The organism is Sphingobacterium puteale, assembly GCF_003627955.1.
In the GTDB taxonomy this organism is placed as follows: domain Bacteria; phylum Bacteroidota; class Bacteroidia; order Sphingobacteriales; family Sphingobacteriaceae; genus Sphingobacterium; species Sphingobacterium puteale.
In genome coordinates, this window is record NZ_RBWS01000003.1 from 1 (window position 1) to 23,419 (window position 23,419).

Consider the following 23,419-nt stretch of genomic DNA (forward strand, 5'->3'; position numbering starts at 1 on the left):
TATATTATCGCCATGCGTATCTCGTTTATCGGTTAAGTATTCGAATTCTCCATTCATTCTTTTAAGATCAAAAGCAACGGATATACGCTGATCATTAGTATAAATGATATCAAAAACAAGTTATCCTTGAGGATATTTGGTCAAATGCCAAGGACGATTGATCAAATGCCAAGGACGATTGATCAAATGCTAAGGACGATCGATCAAATGCCAAGGACGATTGATCAAATGCTGAGGACGATTGATCAAATGCTGAGGACGATTGATCAAATGCTAAGGACGATCGCTCGAATGCTGAGGATGATTGATCAAATGCTAAGGACGATCGCTCGAATGCTGAGGACGATCGATCAAATGCCAAGGACGTTTGGTGAAATGTTGAGGACGTTTGGTGAAATGCTGAGGACGTTTGGTGAAATGCTGAGGACATTTGGTGAAATGTTGAGGAGAGATGAACAAATGCTAAGGACGTTTTGTTCATCTCTCCTTAGCAACGGTAAGTGTTTGCTTACCATTAAAATAGCCTTTTAATTGGGTGTAGGCCTAGATTTTCTTCTGATTTTGGTTATTAGGTGTCAAAATCGGCAACAAAAAGTACCGTTCTGCCCAAAAGTTGGCCGAATATACCCCCATGTCTATAAATCTCATTTTGTAGATTTGAGCCCGTTTAAACAAGAAAAGCCAATCTTGCGATTAGCTTTTCCTCTGTGATCCCGCTGGGATTCGAACCCATAAGGGTAATGCGTTAATTTATAATATCTTGTATAAGGTCTATCAAATGAGGGGTCCTGAAAGGGGTACCATTTTTTTTTGACCTGATTTGTACTGATTTAAAGAACTTATTTGTACAAAAAAAATCAAAATCCGCAAAAATCTTCATCATGCCTAATTTATTTATGTAATATTATATAAAATCGAGCATTGATTTTATTTGGACACTCAGCGTAAATGACCGAATTTATGCCTTCTGTGAAGTTTTAATCTTTTTAATAACTTCAAAATTCATTAGATTTACCCTGATGTTATGGTAGACACAATTATAAACTTTATTAAAAAAAAGTCTCATGAACCAGTGGAAAAGGGTATCTTTTTTGTCCGTTATTATAACATGTCTGCAGTCGTGCAACTCATCCAGGACTGACATGAAAAAAATAGATTATTTATGGAATAAAATTACCACTGCTACCAACTCTGAGGATGAGCTTATCGAAGTGGAAAAACTATTCGATATGCTCACTGACAAGCATATCTCTTTTGAGATATCCGGAACGGATTCCTCCGGAAGGGTCATTGATCTCCAAGCAGCTGATGATATTAAAATAGAAACCTCCAGGCCGGTTATAATGAAGTTTTACATAACTGAAGATTCTGTAATGGTCAAGAATAACTGGATTCCCAAACGCTGGAATAACGTTTATTATTTTTATAATGAATAGTTTATACGAGAAAAAATGAATAACTAAACAAATAAAAAGGTCTATGTCTAGAATGTCAAAAGCCCATATATGGGTTGGGTTTACGAGAAAAAAACAAAGTGAGTTTGACAAATATTTTGATCAGTCAAAGGCTTTTCTTTTCGATTCGACTGGCAAAGAAAAAAATCCTTCCGAAGTAGAGCTAAGCCAGTTTAGTAAAGATTTGAAAAAGGAGTACAGTTTCAATGAAGATTTTCTTTTCATTTATTATGCAGGCGAAGCACTGCTGGAAATTGGCGAATTGTTGGCGGAAATGGAAGACATTAGCTCACCGGAAATCGTTAAAGAAGCATGTATTGCAACAGGAATTACGGAAGCTAATGCCTTTTTTTTCTATACAGATACCAATTTGAAGGTAAACGAACCTGAAAAGAAATTCAATGATCTTACCTACATTGGTTTTTTTGATACAACTTTCTGATGCCCCATTTAATCAAATATTATATTGGAACGCATGAGAATATCCGATGCGAATTTTGAAAAGTCACCAGCGGGAATCTGGCCTCTTTTACAAAATCCATAAGCGCTTAAAAAAATAACCACAAATGCAGATAGTAAATAAAATAGATCTGAAGCGTAAAATTTCAAAATCTTTAATCAACGCAAGTGGCAGTACAGCCCTTGTGTTATTTGATAACTCTCGTGAGTTTGCAATTATTAATATTGTAGACGACCAATTAATTCTATCTTACTACCAGCAATTTGATTTTGTTATTTTGGATGCCTGTTTTTCTACAGAAGACTACGTTTGGTTTGCTTTAAATGGTACAAGGAATATTGAATGGAATATTAATACGAAAACTGTTTCACGAACATGCGGGGACGTGGCACAAAACAATTTGGCGCCACACTTAAGAGGCTACTCTTGCATCAAGGCTATTGCTTCAAAAAACCTTTTGATCGCGGCAAACGCTGGCTCATCCCAAATTGAATTTTATCATCTGAATTCTCTAGTCAGGCTGGATAATACCGATGCTTTATGTGAGGTGTATACGAAGAACATAGTTGTTCATCCGAGTGAGCAAATAATTGCAGCACAAATAACAGAATCAGAAGATACCGGAAGTATACGTTTTTTCGAAATTAAGGATAACTCCGTAAAGCTTTACCGGAAATATATAGCCACATTATTTGCTCCAAGCGCATGTAGTTTTTCTGAGAGTGGCGAGGAATTTGTCACGACGGGCGGGTTTCCACCTTTTAGTTACCAGGTTAATAAATTCCCTTCGCTGGATTTTATTAACGAATTTACGGACGATGAAGGCTTAAATATTCCTGAACCCTGGGGTAATACCAGGGGTATAACTTATAATAATGATTTTTTGATATCGTCATCCACACTGATCGTACCGTATTATAATGGCTATATAAATTGTATTGATCAGAGAACAGGAAAAATTATTGAATCGATCAAATGCTGCGGTTCACTTTGTAACTCATTAACAAGATCGCAGGATGCTAACCTATTATTATGTTCGGCAATAGGGGGAGAGATTGTTTTACTTAGAAATAGCAATTTGAAATTTAATATTGTTTCGAGTGCGACAGCATTTGAGGAAGCTGACACTACAACAAATTTGCAATTACCGTTGGTTGAGATGGAAGATCGTACTTCTCCTTTGAACGATCCATTACCAATAACAGAAGGCATAGCTCGATAAGAATCTTTCATAAGTATTTCTGAATTAGCAAATGACACTTGGCGTGCTTTTTCTCTGAGATATGGGTTAATAAGTGATCTAATCAAAATTAATTTTATGACTTTACAAGAATGGAAAAGTGAAGTTTCACGACTCGAAACCTTCTTTAAAGAACCGCCTATTTTAATAAAGGAATATCAAAACGGATATTCTGTAATTCATGACATCCCCAGGTTTATAGAATTCCATCTTGCTTCTGCAGGAGCCAATGCCGGCAATCTCTGGTTTGAGCGGTATATTAAGCGACTGCAAGAATTGGAAGAGGCCATCAGAAATCAAATTTAATTCCTCGGGCTATCTGTTGCTTTTCTAATATAAGATAAGTACATTGTTTTTTACACCCCTTACTTCTCCCAATCGATTTAATGAGATTTTTTTTCTTTGTATAGCATTAATCTGGTCAAATTCGAGAGGCTCTATTTCCTTTTCATTGCCATAGCATACAAAGGCTTTTATTGGGTTGTTTGTGATATAATTGTGATTTGCACAATTCTCAAGTATCTGCTTTAGTTTTTTTACATACCCTTTTGCAGTGACATCGCTGATTGGCTTTTCCAATTCAAGAGTCATGTAATCGAAGAATTTTTCAGCGAAGGAATACTTGATATTCTCCAGAGCAAAGTCTTCAGTTTTATATTGGAATTTGAGAAAGGCTTTTATCTTTTTTTCAGCTGAGTGCCAATGTTTCAATGTTTCATAGGAACGCTCACCTTTTTTTACAAATTTTTTGAACCGGTTTATAAAATCCTCGAACACTTCAAGAAGGGAAGGAATTTTCAAATCCTGCAAAGTGTTTACTTGGCCATTGAAATTAAGAGGGAGACCTAAATATGCGTTTTTTAGTATGAGCGGGGTTATCTTCTCATACTGACTCCGTAAGATTTTTAAATGCGTATCCAGATCCAGGTCTGCCTTTGCAATCTTAAGATTGTTTTCCCTGGCCGTAGCGCTTGGTTCGGTATCCCGTTTTAGTTCGGTATCCCAATATTCTGGTTTAATTTTAATGCCGAGTGATATCGGCTCCTCTTCACCGCCGATGGTAATTCTCGCATACAAGGGGGCGGTTCCATCGCTCGTTTTTTTTTGACTTTTTTAGCCAAAATAGAATGTTTACTTTCTGATTGTTCATCTAACACACGTTTTAAAGTGAAAAAACGCTCCAGCACATGGCCGGAATTAATTTCCAATCCTTTAATCCAACTGCACAGAATCAGATCGTTTAAAAAATGGTGCCCCAATTTACATACTAAAATGGGGCACTGAAAGGGGCTCCATTTTATATGGTTCGATATGATACAAGATATTATTATTATTATTATTTGTAGAAACCATTGATTTTCAGGGTGAAAAGAAAAAAGGCGCTAAAATTAACGCCTTTTGTGATCCCGCTGGGATTCGAACCCAGGACCCATACATTAAAAGTGTATTGCTCTACCAGCTGAGCTACGGAATCCTTTCTGTTTTTGAAAGTGATGCAAAGGTAGAATTTCTTTCGATATGCTCCAAATAATTGGTTCTAAAATTTGGTTAACCGATGTTAACTGTCTAGTAAATAAAAAGATTATTTTTTCTAGATACTTTTCTTTGCATGGATTATCCGGTTGGCACCATTGATATCGTTGATGAGCTGTACTTGCCGGAAGCCCTTTTTTTCGATGAGATCCTTGGTTTCCGGTCCCAAATATTGATTAATTTCAAAATAAAGGTCTCCGTTTGGTGTCAAATGTTTTAAGGCAAAGGATGAAATGACATCATAAAAGATCAGCGGTGCACTCTCCTCAACGAATAAAGCGAGTTCTGGTTCATACGCCAATACATTTTGCTGCATTTGCTGTTTTTCATTTGGTGTGATGTAAGGCGGGTTCGAAACGATAATATCGTATTGCTGATCTGAAAAAATGTAATCCCATTCTAAAATATCAGCATTGATGAAATGAACGGGTTCTCCCAAGCTTTGCGCATTTTTTCTGGCGATATGGATTGCTTCTTTAGAGATGTCTACCGTGGTTACCTGCGCCTGATTTAAGTATTTTGATAAAATAATTGGGATGCAACCTGAACCGGTGCCGACATCAATAACCTTTAGATGAGATGAGGTCGCATGTGTTTTTATAATAAGATCAACGAGTTCCTCCGTCTCCTGTCTCGGGATCAGGACCGATTCATTCACCTCGAAAAGCTCGCCGTAAAAATCTGCTTTATTTAAAATATATTGGATTGGTCTGCTTTTTTTGAGATCCTGAAGAATTCTCCGGAAACGAAGAGCATCGTTTTCACAGACGATATCATCCTTTTTAAAAGGATATGTTATTCTTTTTATATCCAATAATTCTTCGACTACAAGTAGAAATATGGATTTTATTTCGTCACTGCCATATATGGACTTTAATTCATGTTGAAACGATAATTCGAAATCTTGAAGTATTCTCATGCTTCAAAGGTACGATTTTCATAGATTTGCATTATGAATATGCACAGGCAATATATGCAACGCTGCTTGGATCTCGCTCAGCTAGGAGCAGGGTCTGTAAGTCCAAACCCCATGGTGGGTGCAGTTATCGTTCATGATGACAAAATTATAGGAGAGGGGTACACTTCTCCTTACGGAGGTCCCCATGCTGAAGTTAATGCTGTAAGTCAGGTGCTGGAGCGGTATGGTGATACGGCAAAGGAATTACTGGCTGCAAGTACATTTTATGTGAGTCTTGAGCCTTGTGCACACTATGGTAAAACACCTCCCTGCGCCAATATGATCGCCGATTTAAAACCATCGAAGGTTTTTGTCGCTTGTCTGGATCCCTATGCGAAAGTCAATGGTAAAGGTGTTGAAATATTGAGAGCGGCAGGTATTGAGATTGAAATTGGGCTTTTGGAGAAGGAAGCAATCTGGCTCAATCGCCGTTTTTTTACACGAATCGGCCAACACCGACCGTATGTTATTTTAAAATGGGCACAATCTAAAGATGGATTGATAGGTCAGCAGGATAAGCAGGTGTGGATCAGTAATACCGCAAGCCGGCAACTGGCCCATCGTTGGCGCGCCGAAGAGGATGCAATTTTAGTCGGAACCCATACTGCTCAACTGGATAATCCGAGTTTGACTGTTAGGCATTGGAAAGGTAAAAATCCAATCCGTGTGTTGATAGATCGGGATCTGACCATTTCTCCTGAAAATAATATTTTTGATGAAAAAGCCGATACCATTGTGTTTAACGCAAAAAAAACAGATTGGCAAGGACATATTAAATATATTGAACTTGAAAATTATGGTCTGTATTTACCACAAAGTATCCTTTATCAATTGTACCTAATGGATGTGCAGTCCATTATCATTGAAGGGGGAGCGAAGACCTTGCAAACATTTATTGATGCTGGTCTTTGGGATGAAGCGCGCGTGTTTCAATCGGAGAGAGAATTGCATAGCGGTGTTTCCGCCCCAAAGTTGAATGGACGGATTTTGGAAAAACGGATGATCTCCAATGACTTGCTGATGGTTTATGTGAAATAGCAGATAAAATTGTATATTTAAGAAATTACAGATCATAGCCGGTTAGTTTAATTTCTTAGTATACACTTATGGTGATGACAGAAAACTTAATGCAGTTTATCTGGAAACTACGGCTATTCAATACAATAGGATTGCGGTCCACGGACGGAGAGCCGTTGATTTTGATGAACTTTGGTCAGCATAACCTGAATGCAGGACCAGATTTTTTAATGTCTCATATCTTACTTGGAGACAAAGAATGGTATGGAAATATTGAACTCCATGTTCGTTCATCGGATTGGGATAGGCACCATCATCGGGATGATGCAGCTTATAATAATGTTATACTTCATGTTGTCTGGGTAAATGATAAAGTCATATACCGGAGTGATGGGAGTGTTATCCCAACAATGTTGCTTTCGGTGTACGTCAATCAGCATTTGCTTGATAAGTATTCGACAATGATGAATACGACAAACTGGATTCCTTGTCAGTCGCAGCTAAGTTCAGTTGATGTACTAAAAAAGACAATGTGGTTGGGCGCTTTATCTTATGAGCGGCTGGAGATGAAAGTTCAAACGATCTTTAGTCTATTGGCTGATAATGACAATGATTGGGAAAAGGTATTTTGGATCTGGATATGTAGGTGTATGGGATTGAAAGTGAATGCAGAGGCATTTCATGAACTCGGAGAAAAACTACCTATATCATTATTGAAAAAGTATCGTTCGGATACCTTGAAGATCGAAGCAATTTTTTTTGGAGTAGCTGGTTTCTTGTCCGGTAATGCGCATGATGAACATGTTAAGTTGCTCTATAATGAGTTTGTTTATCAACAGGTTGCTCATGGAATGGAGGTCATGAGCGCTGTGTGGAAAAAGTTGCGGATGCGACCTTATAATTTTCCTGAACTTCGGATAGCACAGTTGGTCGCCTTATTTACGGATAAGTCATTAAGTTTTTCAATGATCTTAGATCTGGAAAATTTAGAGGATGCACGTTCATTGTTTCGTATTGAACAGTTAAGTGAGTACTGGAAATCTCGTGTTTTACCGAAAGGTAAGGGGTGTACGGCGCATTCTGGAAGAATAGGGGCAGATACCATTGATATTCTCATTGTTAATGTTGTGGTGTTATTTCTTTTCGCTTATGGCAAATATTATGGGATAGAGCGGTATATTGACAAGGCCATTGATTTTTTGGAAACGCTTCCTGTTGAGAAAAACGCGATCATAAAGCGGTTTGGAGAATTTGACTGGCATGCCGAAAATGCGGCCCAAAGCCAGGCGATATTGCAATTGAAGAAAATGTACTGCGATAAGAGACAGTGCCTTCATTGTCGGATTGGTGCCGAAATTTTGCGAAGTGGTTAATTCGCGAGTATTTCGGCGATTTCCTTATATCCTTTTTCCAAAGCGAAGTCCGCTGGGCTGAATCCTGCGAGGTTGAAAATTTTTGTATCGGCACCAAATTCGAGCAAGGTAACAATGAAGTCAATATTCCCGTGTTGCGCAGCAAAATGTAAAGCAGTCTCACCTGTAGCCTGAATCGCATTGACATCGGCATCGGCTTCAATGAGCATTTTGCCGATTTCCTCATTATTATTTGAAGCTGCAATATGCAGGGGGTAGCAGAGTTGTTCGTTTCTGCTGGCTATATTAGGATTTACCTTTTTGGACAACAATAGACGGACAATGTCAACTCTGTTGAAATAAGTTGCCAGTAACAAAGGTGTAAAACCATGTGAAGACCACTCATTGACGACCGATGGAGCCTGTTGGATAATCGCCTCCACATATGCTGTTAATCCCGCTGCACAGGCCTCATGGATGGTCATTGTTTTGGTATGTTGAAGAAGTATCCGGATAATTTGCGGTTTATTGTAGTAACATGCCAATAACAACGGTGAAATTCCATGACTGGTCGTCTCTTGTAATAATTCAGGGTTTCCAATCAATAGCAGATCAATGTCGTGACTTTTGCCTTCTTCAATATATTGTTCTAAAACAGAAAGGTTCATTTTCAAATGTAATTGCATAACTCTCCTACTAAAATAGGTTTTATTAATGAAAATAACTGTTTGAGTAACGAATTTATTTGCGAAATCAAGCTGTCATAAAATCCTTAAAAATTGTAAGGGATATAAATCGGGGCAATAATTTGGATGGGATCAGGGCTAAAAGAGGTGTTTTTTTAAAATTTATATACACAAATGTGTAGTAATTCATTTAATATTTTTGAAAATTAAAAAGTAGATGTACTTTTGTTAAGCCCCTCCCAAGGGCATGTTTTTCATAGGTAGATGTAGGGTCGAGTGTTTCTCACTTCGACCCTTTTTTTATAGCTTTGTTTTTATATTTAAAAGAAATGTCCAAAAGAAAGATTGTTGTTGCTATTACAGGAGCGAGCGGCTCTATATATGCGAAGTTACTGCTGGAAAAACTGAATTCGCTAAAATCTCAGCTAGCTGAGGTGGGTATTGTGATGTCAAATAATGCGAAGGATGTATGGCGGGCTGAATTGGGGGATGAGAGTTACCAGGACGTGCCTTTCAAATTCTATGATAAAAATGATTTTTTTGCCCCTTTTGCATCGGGTTCAGCGCGTTTTGATACCATGATTGTCTGTCCTTGTTCTATGGGAACCTTGTCCAGAATAGCCTATGGGATTTCTTCAGATCTTACTACCCGTGCGGCGGATGTTATGTTAAAGGAAAGAAGGAAGCTTATTTTAGTTACACGTGAGACACCATTAAGTATTATTCATATTCAGAATATGAAACTGGTTACCGAAGCAGGCGGAATCATTTGTCCGGCTTCTCCGTCTTTCTATAGCTTACCAAAAACTTTGGAGGAGTTGGCGGAGACAGTGGTCGATCGGATTTTGAGTTTAGCCGGATTTGATTTTAAGCATTATCAATGGGGAGAAAATTCCTAATGAATGTTCACTGAAATCTATTTTTAGTGTTCTATAATAAAATTGTATTTTGTAACTTTGTTTCTCGAAATGAAGCAATCAAAAGCATCACGCGAAAAATCTGTTTATGGCTATACAATTTATAGTGATAAATTCGTTTTTTGTTTGTTGCTAAAGAATACGCTACAAGCTTCAACATACAATTTGCATCCTATTAATTTCAATCACATTCATATATGAAAAGCTTATTGATTACTTCTGTTAAAGTAATTTTACCGGGTAACGAATATCATCAGCAGACTGTTGATGTACTTATCGAAAAAGGAAAGATTGCACAGATTGGAAACACCATCAAAGTAGCTGATAAAACCGTAGAGACCATCGATGGAACGGGTAAGATTTTATCGCCTGGATTTTTCGATTTACATGCCAATTTTGGGGAACCGGGTTTAGAGACCAAAGAAGATATCCGGACGGGAACGGCTGCTGCTGCTGCCGGCGGTTTCACTGCCGTGGCCGTAATGCCCAATACCGAGCCTGCCATCCAAAGCCGGTCCGAGGTGGCACTTGTGGTCAATGCTGCAAAAGGAAATATTGTGGATATACATCCCATTGGCGCAATTAGTAAGAAGCGGGAAGGTAAGGAAATGGCCGAGCTCTATGATATGAAACAGAATGGTGCTGTTGCTTTCAGTGATGGAAATAGGGGGGTGCAACAAGCTGGGCTGATGAGTAGGGCTTTGTTGTATGCAAAAGGATTTGAAGGACTGATTTTTTCGCATGCCGAAGATGAGTCCATGGCGGGTGGCAATAAAATGAATGAGGGTACAATGAGCACTTATTTGGGAATGAAAGGAATTCCCAATCTTGCAGAATCCTTGATGGTTTCCCGTGATCTATATCTCGCGGAATATACGGAAGCCCCGATCCACTTTGCGTCGATCAGTACGCCCGAAGCCGTAGATCTAATTAAAAAAGCGAAAGCGAAAGGCCTTCGGGTTACTTGTGACGTGGCAGCACATCAATTGGTATTTACAGATGAGGATATTATCGGTTTTGACAGTAACTATAAAGTGAGCCCGCCATTAAGAACCAAAGCCGACGCGAAAGCGCTGATAAAAGGTTTAAAGGATGGTGTCATAGACGCCGTGGTTTCACAGCATACCCCACAGGAAATAGAATTTAAAAATGTGGAATTTCATATTGCAAAAAATGGTATTATAGGATTGCAAACTGTATTACCTTTGTTAATTCGTGCCGGATTAAACGAGGAGCAAATTGTACATAGCCTAGCTGTTAGACCAAGACAAATTCTGGGCCTAGCTGTCCCGCAAATTAAAGCAGGAGCTATGGCGAATCTTGTGTTGTTTGACCCTGCAAAATCCTGGAATTTCGATGAAAAGACAAATAAATCCAAATCAAAAAATTCCCCATTATTCGGACAGACACTAAAAGGGGCTGTCGAATTGGTCATCAATAATAATCAAATCATTAAAAACGATTAAACCATGGAAGCAAACATAAAAGCTGCTGTTGAAGCAGGTATTTTAAATTATGGAAAAGTTGACGGGATTGAAACGGCCCCAGAATTTCTGACGAAAGTCATTCAAGTATTCAATACTGAAGCTACCTATCTGGAGAAATTGGAACTTCTGGATCAGTCTTTTGACGATTATCCGTTGTTTGATGAACTTCGTGAAGTCTATGTTGACTTACTATTGATGAATTTCTTTTCTAATGATGTGCTCAAGCTGGAAGATGACTACCTGGATTCTGAAGAATGGGAAGCTATTGAAGACGAGACCATAGATCGTGGAACTGAATTATTGAATATTTTTCTATATTTAGGTGAGTGTAAAGATGACGAGATTGAACCCGAACTGGATGATTTCTTAAAAGAGTTTTTATTGGTTGATGAAGATGAGTTTCAGGATGAACATGAAATCTATGAGGATATCATTGCGAATCAGATTCTAGTGGATAGCCCGTATGCAGAAATAGCCAAAGTCGCTAAGGGAGTTAATCCTCGAAGTGAGGTATATGAACTGTTCTATCCCATAATGAGTTTCTTTAGTGAGTTGAAACCAAGTGATCAACAGTTTGAAGAATACGTTGCGGTATCGAACAATAAAGCATTTGATTTGGCTCTTTATAAGGTTCTTAGTACTTATTATAATAACTAATTATGACAGATTCAATTAACCCCAGCAATGCCGGATTTGACGCGGTAATTGACAAGAAAAAGAGTATTATCTATGGCGTCATTCTGGGCGTTATTTCTTTTGTTCTTGGTCTGATCGTCTTGTTCGTTGTTAAGGATCTGACTTCCTTCTGGGGAGTTATGTCTATGTCATTTATTGTCAATACGGGTATATTTGTTATTATATCTGCATTGTTTTCCTTTTCTCTTAGAAAAGCCAATGGAGGTTATTGGAGTTTTTCCATCGCACTTAAATCCATTTTTATGATGTTGGCTATTTCGACAATTATTTCAACAATCGGAACACAGGTTTATGTTAATTTTGTCAATCCTACACTGCAGGAACAGGTTGTGACGCACACCATTAATGTGACCATTGAGTATATGGAAAAGAATAATGTTCCTGATGAAGTCATTGATTCGAAAATTGCCGAATTGGAAAAGCAGGTGGACGAGATCGGAAAGATAACCTTGGGTCAGATCTTTAAAGGTTTGGCCATTACATTGTTGTTTCAATTTGTGTTTGCATTGCTATTGTCTGCGCTTTCAAAAAAAGAAAAACCAGTATTCGCTCAGCCTGTCAAGTAGATTTTTATAAAATAAAATATAGTGCATAAGGTATTGCTGAGAAAAGTAATACCTTTGTTTGTATTAAAATAGTACATTTTTAGCATGATTAACATTCACATGGATATTTCTGTTGTTGTCCCATTATTTAATGAAGAAGAATCTTTGCCCGAATTGACGGCCTGGATCGACCGGGTTATGACGGCTAATCACTTCTCTTACGAAATAATTTTGGTCGATGATGGGAGCAAGGATAATTCTTGGAAGATCATTGAAGAATTGAAAGCACAAAATGGCAATATTTCAGCCATTAAATTCAGACGTAACTATGGTAAATCCGCTGCTTTAAATGTTGGATTTGCTGCAGCCCAGGGCGATGTGGTCATCACTATGGATGCAGATTTGCAGGATAGCCCCGATGAAATTCCGGAGTTATACGACCGAATTATGAATAAGGGAGCCGATCTGGTCTCGGGTTGGAAACAAAAGCGTTACGATCCATTGACAAAGACAATTCCGACCAAACTATTCAATGGGGTGACCAGATCCATGTCAGGTATTCATAATCTACATGATTTTAACTGCGGTCTCAAAGCTTATAAGAAGGAAGTGATTAAGAATATCGAAGTCTACGGAGAAATGCACCGCTATATTCCCGTTATTGCAAAATGGGCTGGATTTACGAATATTCAGGAACAAATTGTTCAACATTATCCACGTAAATACGGTACAACAAAATTTGGACCGGGACGCTTTGTTAAAGGATTTTTAGACTTGCTGTCAATATTCTTTGTCGGAAAATTTTCCAAACGGCCGATGCATTTTTTTGGCGTTATGGGGGTTATAAGTTTCCTTGCAGGTTTATTTATTTCAATCTATTTGATCTGCCACAAATTGATGAGTATAGCTAATGGAACACCCTTTAGGGATATAACCGATCAACCATTATTTTTCTTTGCGCTGACGGCGATTATTTTAGGTACCCAATTGTTTTTGACAGGATTTTTGGCCGAGCTGGTTTCGAGAAGTAGTTCGGACCGGAACGAGTATCAAATCGAAAAAGTCATTTAATTTCTATGCGCATTGTGATTCTGGGGTCCGCATACCCTTTAAGGGGAGGAGGGATCGCATCTTTTAACGAACGACTGGCATCTCACTTTCAAGAATTGGGGCATGAGGTGGATATTTACTCATTCACGTTACAATATCCCAATTTTCTGTTTCCGGGCAAATCCCAATTCTCCGATGAACCGGCGCCACCCGGTCTGAATATTAAAACGAAAGTTAATTCGATCAACCCTTTGAACTGGTTTAGGATAGGAAGGGAACTGCGGGAGGCTCGATATGATCTACTTATCGTCCGTTTTTGGATGCCGTTTTTTGGTCCCTGCTTAGGTACAATTCAACGGCAGGTGCGAAAAAATAAATACACCAAGATCGTATGTATTGCGGATAACATTATTCCGCATGAGCAGCGTTTTGGAGATAAATTTTTGATCCGCTATTTTTTGAAATCTGTGGATGCCTGTGTCACCATGAGCAAAAGTGTACTGGCTGACTTAAAGATGTTGAGTCCGCGGATGCCAGCTGTTTATACACCTCATCCTTTATATGATAATTATGGTCTTCACATGAGTAAAGCTGAATCCCGCAAGTTGCTCAATATTCAACAGGGGGACCGTGTTATTCTATTTTTTGGGTTTATTCGACAATATAAGGGTCTGGATCTATTACTGGAAGCCTTAGCGGATGCCCGGGTCCGGGAACTAAATATCAAATTGTTATTGGCAGGGGAGTTTTACGGAGACCCGACACCTTATTTGGCACTTATCAAAAAATATCATTTGAAGGATGTGATTTACATGCATACTGATTTTATTCCCAATCAGGAGGTCGGTCGGTATTTCTCGGCTGCTGACTGTGTTGTATTGCCTTATCGAACTGCTACACAAAGTGGAATTACGCAGGTTGCCTATCACTTTGATTTACCCATGATTGTAAGCAATGTAGGCGGCTTGCCTGAACTGGTACAGGACGGCAGCGTAGGTTATGTAGTTGAGCCCAATGTGAGCAGTATCGTCAATGGAATCGTATCTTTCTATCATTACGATAAGGAAGCTCAATTCCGGACAAACATATTAGACGAAAAGAAAAAATATAGCTGGGACACCTTTGGGAACGAGCTTCTTAAACTAGTTGATTGATACCCGAAAATAACGAAAATATCCCCTGCTATAGCGGTTTTTGAAATCACATTTCAAATACCTGACAAATGTGTGTAAGTGAATTTATTTGTATATAAAGGCAAATTTATCTAAGTTTGGAATACTGAGAAAAAAACTAAAAAGAAGGAGAGATTTTGTTGCCGTTTACACAGAGTAGTTTAACAAAGATAGAGGAGTTTTTTAAAGAGCAGGGCTTTAAAGTAAGGTATGAAAAAGGTTCATTCCGCACTGGTGCCTGCATGTTGCAGGCGACAAAGGTTGTAGTCGTGAATAAGTTTTCTAATCTGGAGATAAAAATCCAGTCCTTATGGAATATTTTATTGGAGGTGGAAATTGATTCAGAGGTTATTTCTGAAAAACTTTCCCCGATTTATGAAGAGGTATTGAAATCAAAGACAATAGTTTGAGAATTACATTTTTAGGAACCGGAACATCACAAGGGGTACCCGTTATTGCGTGCCAATGTCAGGTCTGTCAATCTCAGGACAAATATGATAAGCGATTACGTTCTTCTATTCTTATTGAATATAATGATCATACGCTTGTGGTCGATACCGGCCCTGATTTTCGTTATCAGATGTTGCGTGAAAAAGTACTGCATCTGGATGCCGTATTGATGACACACCCGCACAAAGATCATATAGCTGGGCTGGATGATGTACGGGCGTTTAATTATCAGCAGCATTCTTCTATTGCTATTTATGGGACAGAAGCTCTTCATGAAGCCCTAAAACGTGAATTTTACTACGCCTTTACTGAAATTAAATATCCCGGAGCACCGCGATTGGATTTGGAAGAAATAAAAGCAGGGGAGCCATTATTTCTATTTGGAAAAGAGATTATGCCTTTCGAGGTATTGCATTATAAAATGCCTGTGCTTGGATTTAGGATAGATGATTTTGCCTACATTACCGATGCGAAATTTATCTCTGAAGAAACCAGGAAGCTACTGAAAGGTGTAAAAATTCTGGTCGTTAATGCACTGCAAAAAGAATCCCATATTTCCCATCTAACCCTGCAGGAGGCGATAACATTTGCAGAGGATATTAATGCCGATAAGACCTATTTTACACATATTGGGCATCGAATGGGCTTACATAAGGAGGTGTCGGAAGAACTACCACCCAATATATACCTCGCTTACGATCGTTTGCAGATCAATCTTGACGAATCCATTTAATATAAAACTTTAGTGCATTTCTTATTGTTATACCTATATAAAACAGAATAAGGTATTAAATTATAAAGAAATGGGAAACTTACTGTACATCATCGCCGTTATTTTAGTGATCATCTGGGCGATTAGTTTTTTTGGAGGTTATGCAGCCGGAAATAACATTATCCACATCCTTTTGGTCATTGCAATTATTGTCGTGCTGTTGCGCGTCATTCGGGGTAACGCATAATCAATTCACTTTTTAATCAGGTTTAAATAAAATTGGGCAATTTGTAGATCTTGTGGATAGGTGATTTTAATATTTTTAGCATCGCCCTCAACAATAGCAATGCGATTGCCCAGTTTTTCAACCACTGAGGCATCATCCGTAAATAAAGGATCCTCTTTTTGGCAGTAAGCTCGTGTTAGCAATTCTGCCTGGAATACCTGAGGGGTCTGTACCAGCCAAACCTGATTTCGATCAACAGCATTATTTGATGTGCTGTTGCCGGTCCGGACTGATTCAATACTTTTTTGCGCTAAGACAATGGCTTGATGTTCGTATGCCCCCCGGAATGCCCGGGCAATTAAAGAGCTGGAGACAATGGGACGGGCACCATCATGAACGGCAATATAATCATTTGCTGCTAATTCGAAATTTTTCTGGATATATTCAAGACCATTTTTTACACTCGCGAAACGGGTATCACCGCCGAAAGCCAAATGAACTGGCGTACGATAATGCTGTTTTAGACATAAATCTGTCCAGAATTGCTCCATTTCTTTGCTGATGACCAAGATAATCTCCGAAATCACTGGTGACTGATGAAAATGGTCGATGGTATGCATAATCACCGGTACACCGTTTAAATCTAGAAACTGTTTCGGCAAGTCGCTGTTCATACGACTCCCGGTTCCGGCGGCAACGATAATGACAAAATTCATAGACAGATATTGCGTGTTTTTATTTAAAAAAACGTGGATAGTTTACAAGCTACCCACGTTTCAAGATATTTTTTAATCTACTTGATTAGATGATCAACATCGCATCGCCGTAGCTGTAGAATCTGTATTTTTCTTTTACAGCAACCTCATAGGCATTCATTACGTTCTCATATCCCGCGAATGCTGCGATCATTACCAATAACGTAGATTCCGGTGTATGGAAATTGGTAATCATTGAATTTGCAATGCTGAAATCGTAAGGAGGATAGATAAACTTACTTGTCCAATCTGAAGCAGCCTTTAAGTGATGATCTGCGGACACAGAGGATTCAATCGCACGCATGGATGTCGTTCCAACAGCACATACGCGACGTTTATTGTCAATTGCTCTGTTCACTACTTTTGCAGCTTCATCCGTAATAATAAATTGCTCCGAATCCATTTTATGTTTAGTCAAATCTTCCACTTCAACAGTACGGAATGTGCCAAGACCCACATGTAATGTGACTTCGGCGAAATCCACACCTTTAAGTTCCAAACGCTTCATTAATTCACGGGAAAAGTGAAGACCGGCTGTAGGTGCAGCAACGGCGCCTTCATTTTTGGCATAAATAGTTTGGTAACGGAATTTGTCCTCTGGAGTTGCTTTACGCTTGATATATTTAGGAAGTGGCGTTTCACCCAAAATTTCGATGTTGCGACGGAATTCTTCGTCGGTGCCCTCGAATAGGAATCTGATTGTACGTCCACGTGAAGTCGTATTGTCAACAACCTCCGCGACCAATAAGTCATCCTCGCCGAAATACAATTTGTTGCCGACACGGATTTTACGTGCGGGATCAACCAATACATCCCAAAGACGAAGCTCGTTGTTCAATTCGCGTAACAAGAAAACTTCAATCGTAGCTCCAGTTTTTTCTTTATTACCATATAGGCGCGCTGGAAAAACTTTTGTATTGTTTAATATCATGACGTCTTTATCGTCAAAATAGTCCAATACATCTTTGAAAATTTTGTGTTCAATTTTACCAGTATCCCGATGTAAGACCATCAAACGCGATTCGTCACGATTTTCAGAAGGTTCAGAAGCAAGTAATGATTCTGGTAAGTTGAATTTAAATTGAGATAACTTCATCTTTAATGATATATATATTAATGTCTGCCTTTCAGTGCATTACAGTGCACTAAATACTAGGTTGCAAAAAGCATACAAAGTTATAACTTTTTTGGGTATCAAAAGGCCTTATTTCTAATTTATGCATATATTTTTATTGATTTTGACATTAAATCAAAACTATATTGTATTTTAGAATACAATTATGTTATTCCTTCGATTGATATTGGAAAGTTGTCAGTTTGCGTTTTCGGCATTAAAGGACAACCGTACACGTACCTTGCTTTCCTTGCTGGGCGTGACTATCGGTATTTTTACCATTATAGGTGTGTTTTCAGCGGTAGATACCTTACGAAATAATATTGAGGAATCTGTCAAGAAGATCGGCAGTAAGACGCTTTATATCGAAAAATGGCCCTGGGATGGAGGGCCCAATTATCCCTGGTGGAAATATTTGAATAGGCCCGAACCTACCTATAATAATTACCAAGATTTAAGAAGTCGTATGACAACAGCCGAGTATATGGCATATATGATCAATATCGGTAATACGACGATTAAATATAAGAACAATTCGGCCCAAGGTTCTTCTGTCAATGCTGCTACCTATGAAAATCTATATATCCAGAACTTAAATATTGTTGACGGTCGATATTTTGCCGAAAGTGAATCCAGAAGTGGAGCTCTTGTTACGGTATTAGGAGCCAACATCGCGGAGGGCCTTTTTCCAAATCAGGAGCCCGTAGGGAAGTATATCAGTATGTTGGGCAGGAAGATTCAGGTTATCGGCGTGTTAAAAAAAGAAGGTAATGGTGTATTAATCAATACATCGCCTGATGATACGGCTTTTATTCCTTTTGAATTGGCCCGTAATCTTGTCAATTATGATAATTTCTCGCCGAGTATAGCCATGGTGATCAAGTCGAATTATACCTTGGCGGAGGCGGAAAGTGAGGCAAAAACATTGATGCGTTCGATCCGTCGCATTGCCCCGCAACGTGAAGAAAACTTTTCCATTAACCAGACAACGATGATTACGGGCGCTTTGGATCAGCTTTTTGGTATCATCAATCTTGCTGGGTTTTCCATTGGTATTTTTTCTATTTTAGTTGGTGGTTTTGGTATCGCGAATATCATGTTTGTCAGCGTTAAGGAACGAACACATATTATTGGAATCCAAAAAGCATTGGGAGCTAAAAACTTCTTCATCTTATCGCAGTTTCTCATTGAGTCTATCGTGCTTTGTTTACTAGGGGGCGGGATTGGTCTTGTCGTTGTCTATTTTCTGGCTTTTATCGTTCAATTGGCTACTGGTGTGGCCATTGTCGTCAGCTTAAAGATGGTGATTCTTACGGTTTCTCTTTCGACGTTTATTGGCCTAATATCAGGGATAGTTCCGGCTTTAATGGCCTCCCGGTTGGATCCTGTCGAAGCAATTCGAAGTAAATAAATAAACTCGTCATGAAAAAAAAAGCCCAAATTTCGATATTGAATGGATTTTGGATTTTGATTTTTGCTTACAGCTGTACGTTGATGGCGGAAATTACTTGGCGCTACCAAAGTTTTGCATTAGATGCAAATTTTCTAATGATCAAACAAACTGAAATTGAGGAGCTTTGGTGGTATAAGTATGCTTTTTATACCCATGTCTGTACAGCAATCCTTGCTTTGCCCGCTGGTTTTACTCAATTTAATTTAGGCTTACTGAAGAAGCGCCCCCGATTACATCGGACGATCGGCTATATGTATGTCGTCAGTATTTTGGGATTTGCAGCACCTTCTGGTGCCTTGATTGGCTCTGTCGCCAACGGTGGGGTATTTGCAATCATTTCATTTGAGTTGCTCGCACTGGGATGGTTCTATTTTACATGGCAGGCAGTGCGCCTGGCAGTTCAGAGAAAAATTAATCTTCACCATGATTTTATGCTGCGGAGCTTTGCCCTGACCTGTTCAGCAATTACATTGCGCTTTTGGAAGGTGATTCTAGTCTATCTCTTTCATCCAAATCCGATGGATCTTTATCAGATTATTGCCTGGTTGGGCTGGGTTCCTAATTTATTACTTGTAGAGTTTATTATTTATCGAAAAAATCATAATTTACGAAACCATTATGGTCTCCAAGGCTTATAAATGGCATGAACTTATTTTTTTAATAAAACAAATTATAACAAAATGAAAAGGAATATTTATTTATTGTTAGCGCTTTCTGCCCTGATCGGTTGTAAGGATAGAACAAATAAGAAGGCCGTTGAGCCCAAAGCAAAAGATTCCGTTGTTATCGAGCGTGAAGCGCATCAGGAGCTTTATGGCAATTGGGTGGGCGATTTTGTGATTGATGAAAATTTACTTGAAGATGGAGCGGGCCTTCCAAATACAGATTATAATCCAAAAATAAACTTGACCATAAAAAAAATTACAGCTAAAGGGAATGTTTTTGGGCAGAATGTGGTCAAAGGGAATCTACGTTCGTTGACAGGGAAACTTGAGGGCGAGGGGAATGCCATTCAGCTACTGTTAGATGAACCCGGGGACAAAAAATCAGATGGTCGTTTTGAAATAAAACTGAGAGATGATACATTGATCGGTAGCTGGGTGGCCTATGATCAGAGCGTGAAGATTAAAAAAAGAAATTTCAAGTTATTAAAGAAACAATTTGCCTATAATCCCAATCTGATGTTAAATAATCAAGATGAAGAATATGGAACTTTGGTCGATTGGATCAATTCGAAAAAGAAAGAAGCGACAGATCAAGACGGTGATTCGACTTATACCTATGTGATGGAATATTATCGTTCTGCATCCCCGGCAGTATTCAGTATAAATGCCTCTAAACAAAAATTGGCTGAGAAAGACTTGAAAAATTTAAAAAAATTAGATCTGGAGATTATCCGAAATACGATTTTTGCCCGGCATGGTTATGCATTTACTAAACCTTCTATTCGTCAGTTCTTTGATCCGGTAGATTGGTACGTGCCGGTTTCGAAAGATGTCAGCGCGGATCTGAGTCCGTTGGAAAAAGATAATATTGCTCTTCTCACGAGATTTGAGAAGTATGCGACAGATAATTATGACACATTCGGAAGGTAATTTTTCGCTGGATTTTGTCTTGGATTGAGGCACAAAAAAAGGGGCTGTACTTGTGTACAGCCCTTTTTTTTGTGCTTTCAGTTTCGCTAATTATACCTGTTTGTTCCGAATGGAAATGGCATTTTTATGTGCTTGTAATCCTTCGAGCTCGGCAAGTATTTCGACCGTAGATCCGATTTGTTGAAGTCCGGTCTCATTGATGTGCTGAAATGTTATTTTTTTAACAAAAGAATCCACGGAAACTCCAGAATAGGACCGGGCATATCCAGAAGTTGGCAACGTATGGTTTGTGCCTGATGCGTAATCACCGGCGCTTTCTGGGGTAAGGTGTCCTAAGAAGACCGAACCTGCATTGCTGATATGACGTGTCAGGGATTCCCATTGATCCGTTTCAAGGATAAGGTGCTCCGGAGCATATTCATTTGAAAACTGAATGGCCTCCTGGAGGTTACCAACTGTGACAGCATAGGAGTTTTCGATTGCTCTTGAGGCAAGTTCCTTGCGGGGCAAAACAGTTAATTGTATCTCGAGTTGCGTATTAACGGCATCTACCATAGCCGTGGAAGTCGCAACTAATACGGCCTGACTGTCTGCTCCGTGCTCTGCTTGCGCGAGAAGATCCGCCGCCACAAATGCAGGGTTGGCAGATTCGTCAGCGATGACAAGTACCTCAGATGGACCGGCAGGCATATCTATGCTAACATTCGTTAATCCTTGTATGATTGACTTTGCCTTGGTGACAAATTGATTGCCCGGACCAAAGATTTTGTCGACTTTCGGAATAGATTGCGTACCGAACGCCATGGCTGCTACCGCCTGTGCGCCACCAACAAGGTAGATCCGCTTAATATTGAGCAACTTCAAACAATAAGCGACAAATCCATTAATCTTTCCATTGGATTGTGGCGGTGAACAAACTACGATTTCCTTACATCCCGCGATGCGAGCCGGGATACCCAGCATCAATAATGTGCTCGGCAATACTGCAGACCCCCCGGGGATATACAGGCCTACTTTTTCAATCGGACGTATTTCCCGCCAGCATTTTACGCCCGGCATTGTCTCGACGGTGCGTTCTCTTTTAAGCTGCGTGCTATGGAACCGGTGGATATTCTGGAATGCGATTTCCAAAGCGCGCTGTTGGTCGCGCTGTATTGTTGCCGCTAGGTCATCTATGTCATCCGTATCCAAAAAGAGTTTGTTAAGCTGTACTTTGTCAAATTTTTCGGCATACTCACGGAGTACAGTGTCACCTTGTATGCGTACCTGCTGAATAATATCCTGGACGACATCCTGAATTGCGTTGTTCGGGTCTGTATTCCGGGTAACCAGCTGTTGCCGTTCCTCTTCTTTTAAAGAGTGGTAATCATATTTTTTTAACATGGTCGTCAGAATCGTTCAAGTTTAAAGAATGATTTTTTCGATCGGCATCACAACGATACCCTGTGCACCTTCAGCTTTTAATTTGTTGATCTTATCCCAAAAATCATCCTCCGTAATAACGGTGTGCACGGCTACCCAGCCTTCTTCAGCCAATGGAACTACGGTTGGACTTTTTACACCATGTAGTAGTGAAGTGATTGCGGGAAGGTTTTTCTTCTCTACATTCAATACCACATATTTGGTTTCCTTGGCAAGCAGAACTGATTCAATGCGTTGAACTAGTTCGGCCAGGATTTCGTTTCCTTCGAGTCCTTTTCGTCCCACTAAAATTGCTTCCGAATTTTTGACATCTGCAAAAGGTTTTAAACCATTACTTTTCAATGTTCCGCCTGTGGAAACAATATCACATATTGCGTCGCTAAGCCCCAGACCGGGTGAAATTTCAACAGATCCGGATATCAATCGTATATCTGCGTTGATTTTGTAATCGTCAAGAAAATTTTTGAGAATATTGGGATAAGAGGTGGCGATTGCTTTGCCGTTAAGGTCTTTGATGTCCTGAATGGAACTATCTTTCGGTATCGCTAGTTTTAAGGTGCATTTTCCGAAGCCAAGGCGTTTAATATATTCTACTTTTGATTCGGTTTCATCAATGATATTTTCACCTACAATACCAAGGTCAGCTATTCCTTGTTCGACATAACCCGGAATATCATCATCTCTGAGAAATAATATTTCCAGAGGGAAGTTGCCCACAGTAGTAATTAAGGAACTTTTGTAGTTTTCGAAATCTAAACCACAGTTTTTCAGTAATTGAACAGATTTTTCGTTTAACCTACCCGATTTTTGGATAGCAATTTTAAGATTTTTCAACGCTTTATAAATGTTAGCAGTAAATTATTAATAATAAGAAATCAAACAAGAGGGAAGGTATTCTACGTAAGAACACATTAAATTAACATATCGCCGCTATGGCGATGATGCAAATGAAAATGATGTACGTAGGTATAGACCATGTTTGTATTAATAACTGATAGCAAATTTATAGTAAATTAATGGGAAATACAAAAATATCATTTTAAAAAGTTTAAAGATCCGGGCTGTGACGGTTTAAATCGCTAAAATTTATGCCTGTTTTCTATAAAGTTTGAAACATAGACTGAT

General features: G+C 39.0%; 25 protein-coding genes, 1 tRNA gene and 1 pseudogene. 18 read left to right on the plus strand and 9 right to left on the minus strand.

The genetic code is table 11. The features are described from left to right. The first annotated feature begins 1,142 nt into the window (after positions 1 to 1,142). The 4 genes from D7322_RS03665 (at position 1,143) to D7322_RS03680 (ending at position 3,460) form a co-directional block, all read left to right on the plus strand. Complete coding sequence (locus D7322_RS03665) at positions 1,143 to 1,436, plus strand: hypothetical protein (protein WP_121121441.1); 294 nt, start codon at positions 1,143 to 1,145, stop codon at positions 1,434 to 1,436. A gap of 43 nt (positions 1,437 to 1,479) precedes the next feature. After that, a complete protein-coding gene (locus tag D7322_RS03670; RefSeq protein WP_121121443.1) occupies positions 1,480 to 1,896 on the plus strand; it encodes an immunity 22 family protein in 417 nt (138 codons plus the stop codon). A gap of 124 nt (positions 1,897 to 2,020) precedes the next feature. Further along, a complete protein-coding gene (locus D7322_RS03675) occupies positions 2,021 to 3,136 on the plus strand; it encodes a hypothetical protein (RefSeq protein WP_121121445.1) in 1,116 nt (371 codons plus the stop codon). 96 nt (positions 3,137 to 3,232) lie between these two features. Beyond that, entirely contained in the window at positions 3,233 to 3,460 is a 228-nt protein-coding gene (locus D7322_RS03680) for a DUF6965 family protein (protein ID WP_121121447.1), read from the plus strand. A gap of 24 nt (positions 3,461 to 3,484) precedes the next feature. Here the strand turns inward: D7322_RS03680 and D7322_RS28875 are convergent, their stop codons facing one another. From D7322_RS28875 to prmC, 4 genes and pseudogenes are all read right to left on the minus strand, one after another. After that, positions 3,485 to 3,955: a phage integrase SAM-like domain-containing protein gene (locus D7322_RS28875; RefSeq protein WP_245971242.1), complete on the minus strand. Its 471-nt coding sequence runs from the start codon at positions 3,953 to 3,955 to the stop codon at positions 3,485 to 3,487. A gap of 84 nt (positions 3,956 to 4,039) precedes the next feature. After that, positions 4,040 to 4,249: pseudogene (locus D7322_RS29215) on the minus strand (Arm DNA-binding domain-containing protein); the annotation flags it as partial. Positions 4,250 to 4,555: 306 nt separating this feature from the next. Then, positions 4,556 to 4,628, minus strand: a tRNA-Lys gene (locus tag D7322_RS03690). A gap of 117 nt (positions 4,629 to 4,745) precedes the next feature. Beyond that, on the minus strand, positions 4,746 to 5,606 hold the full coding sequence (gene prmC, locus D7322_RS03695) for a peptide chain release factor N(5)-glutamine methyltransferase (protein WP_121121450.1): 861 nt from the start codon (positions 5,604 to 5,606) through the stop codon (positions 4,746 to 4,748). Positions 5,607 to 5,639: 33 nt separating this feature from the next. Between prmC and ribD the strand changes: the two genes are divergently transcribed. Continuing rightward, positions 5,640 to 6,683 (plus strand): bifunctional diaminohydroxyphosphoribosylaminopyrimidine deaminase/5-amino-6-(5-phosphoribosylamino)uracil reductase RibD, encoded by a 1,044-nt coding sequence (gene ribD / locus D7322_RS03700; RefSeq protein ID WP_121121452.1) that lies wholly within the window; start codon positions 5,640 to 5,642, stop codon positions 6,681 to 6,683. A gap of 74 nt (positions 6,684 to 6,757) precedes the next feature. Then, positions 6,758 to 8,035 (plus strand): DUF2851 family protein, encoded by a 1,278-nt coding sequence (locus D7322_RS03705; RefSeq protein WP_183078593.1) that lies wholly within the window; start codon positions 6,758 to 6,760, stop codon positions 8,033 to 8,035. Here the strand turns inward: D7322_RS03705 and D7322_RS03710 are convergent. After that, positions 8,032 to 8,700, minus strand: a complete 669-nt coding sequence (locus D7322_RS03710; RefSeq protein ID WP_245971243.1) for an ankyrin repeat domain-containing protein — start codon at positions 8,698 to 8,700, stop codon at positions 8,032 to 8,034. The two genes, D7322_RS03705 and D7322_RS03710, sit on opposite strands and share 4 nt — an antisense overlap. Positions 8,701 to 9,029: 329 nt before the next feature. On the opposite strand from D7322_RS03710, the gene D7322_RS03715 reads away from it, so the two are divergent. From D7322_RS03715 to D7322_RS03755, 9 genes are all read left to right on the plus strand, one after another. Beyond that, a complete protein-coding gene (locus D7322_RS03715; RefSeq protein ID WP_121121456.1) occupies positions 9,030 to 9,599 on the plus strand; it encodes a UbiX family flavin prenyltransferase in 570 nt (189 codons plus the stop codon). A 215-nt stretch (positions 9,600 to 9,814) separates the two neighbouring features. Beyond that, positions 9,815 to 11,083: a dihydroorotase gene (locus D7322_RS03720; RefSeq protein ID WP_121121458.1), complete on the plus strand. Its 1,269-nt coding sequence runs from the start codon at positions 9,815 to 9,817 to the stop codon at positions 11,081 to 11,083. Positions 11,084 to 11,086: 3 nt separating this feature from the next. After that, the gene (locus D7322_RS03725; protein WP_121121460.1) at positions 11,087 to 11,761 is read left to right on the plus strand and encodes a hypothetical protein; all 675 of its coding nucleotides are present in this window, start codon (positions 11,087 to 11,089) and stop codon (positions 11,759 to 11,761) included. Positions 11,762 to 11,763: 2 nt separating this feature from the next. Next, positions 11,764 to 12,366 carry a DUF4199 domain-containing protein gene (locus tag D7322_RS03730; RefSeq protein ID WP_121121462.1) on the plus strand — a complete coding sequence of 201 codons (603 nt, stop codon included), beginning with the start codon at positions 11,764 to 11,766 and terminating at the stop codon, positions 12,364 to 12,366. Positions 12,367 to 12,465: 99 nt separating this feature from the next. Next, entirely contained in the window at positions 12,466 to 13,416 is a 951-nt protein-coding gene (locus D7322_RS03735; RefSeq protein ID WP_121121559.1) for a glycosyltransferase family 2 protein, read from the plus strand. A 5-nt stretch (positions 13,417 to 13,421) separates the two neighbouring features. Then, entirely contained in the window at positions 13,422 to 14,549 is a 1,128-nt protein-coding gene (locus D7322_RS03740; RefSeq protein ID WP_121121464.1) for a glycosyltransferase, read from the plus strand. A gap of 158 nt (positions 14,550 to 14,707) precedes the next feature. Next, positions 14,708 to 14,977: a hypothetical protein gene (locus tag D7322_RS03745; protein WP_245971244.1), complete on the plus strand. Its 270-nt coding sequence runs from the start codon at positions 14,708 to 14,710 to the stop codon at positions 14,975 to 14,977. Continuing rightward, complete coding sequence (locus tag D7322_RS03750) at positions 14,974 to 15,750, plus strand: MBL fold metallo-hydrolase (protein WP_121121468.1); 777 nt, start codon at positions 14,974 to 14,976, stop codon at positions 15,748 to 15,750. Before D7322_RS03745 ends, D7322_RS03750 begins: the two co-directional genes overlap by 4 nt. Before the next feature lie 70 nt (positions 15,751 to 15,820). After that, positions 15,821 to 15,976 (plus strand): lmo0937 family membrane protein, encoded by a 156-nt coding sequence (locus tag D7322_RS03755; RefSeq protein WP_104382583.1) that lies wholly within the window; start codon positions 15,821 to 15,823, stop codon positions 15,974 to 15,976. A gap of 5 nt (positions 15,977 to 15,981) precedes the next feature. Here the strand turns inward: D7322_RS03755 and D7322_RS03760 are convergent, their stop codons facing one another. Beyond that, on the minus strand, positions 15,982 to 16,671 hold the full coding sequence (locus D7322_RS03760) for a 2-C-methyl-D-erythritol 4-phosphate cytidylyltransferase (RefSeq protein ID WP_121121470.1): 690 nt from the start codon (positions 16,669 to 16,671) through the stop codon (positions 15,982 to 15,984). Between the two features lie 85 nt (positions 16,672 to 16,756). Further along, entirely contained in the window at positions 16,757 to 17,806 is a 1,050-nt protein-coding gene (gene queA, locus D7322_RS03765; protein ID WP_121121472.1) for a tRNA preQ1(34) S-adenosylmethionine ribosyltransferase-isomerase QueA, read from the minus strand. 184 nt (positions 17,807 to 17,990) lie between these two features. Between queA and D7322_RS03770 the strand changes: the two genes are divergently transcribed. Genes D7322_RS03770 through D7322_RS03780 form a run of 3 tightly spaced genes read left to right on the plus strand, consistent with a single transcriptional unit; the run spans position 17,991 to position 20,872 of the window. Next, on the plus strand, positions 17,991 to 19,235 hold the full coding sequence (locus tag D7322_RS03770; RefSeq protein WP_183078594.1) for an ABC transporter permease: 1,245 nt from the start codon (positions 17,991 to 17,993) through the stop codon (positions 19,233 to 19,235). 11 nt (positions 19,236 to 19,246) lie between these two features. Continuing rightward, positions 19,247 to 19,915, plus strand: coding sequence for a DUF2306 domain-containing protein (locus tag D7322_RS03775; protein WP_220700012.1), 669 nt, complete (start codon positions 19,247 to 19,249; stop codon positions 19,913 to 19,915). A 42-nt stretch (positions 19,916 to 19,957) separates the two neighbouring features. Then, the gene (locus tag D7322_RS03780; RefSeq protein ID WP_121121476.1) at positions 19,958 to 20,872 is read left to right on the plus strand and encodes a YARHG domain-containing protein; all 915 of its coding nucleotides are present in this window, start codon (positions 19,958 to 19,960) and stop codon (positions 20,870 to 20,872) included. Positions 20,873 to 20,962: 90 nt separating this feature from the next. Here the strand turns inward: D7322_RS03780 and hisD are convergent, their stop codons facing one another. Together hisD and hisG are read right to left on the minus strand one after the other, a co-directional pair. Beyond that, complete coding sequence (hisD, locus tag D7322_RS03785) at positions 20,963 to 22,255, minus strand: histidinol dehydrogenase (protein WP_121121478.1); 1,293 nt, start codon at positions 22,253 to 22,255, stop codon at positions 20,963 to 20,965. A gap of 21 nt (positions 22,256 to 22,276) precedes the next feature. Further along, a complete protein-coding gene (gene hisG / locus D7322_RS03790) occupies positions 22,277 to 23,128 on the minus strand; it encodes an ATP phosphoribosyltransferase (protein ID WP_121121481.1) in 852 nt (283 codons plus the stop codon). Between the last annotated feature and the right edge of the window lie 291 nt (positions 23,129 to 23,419).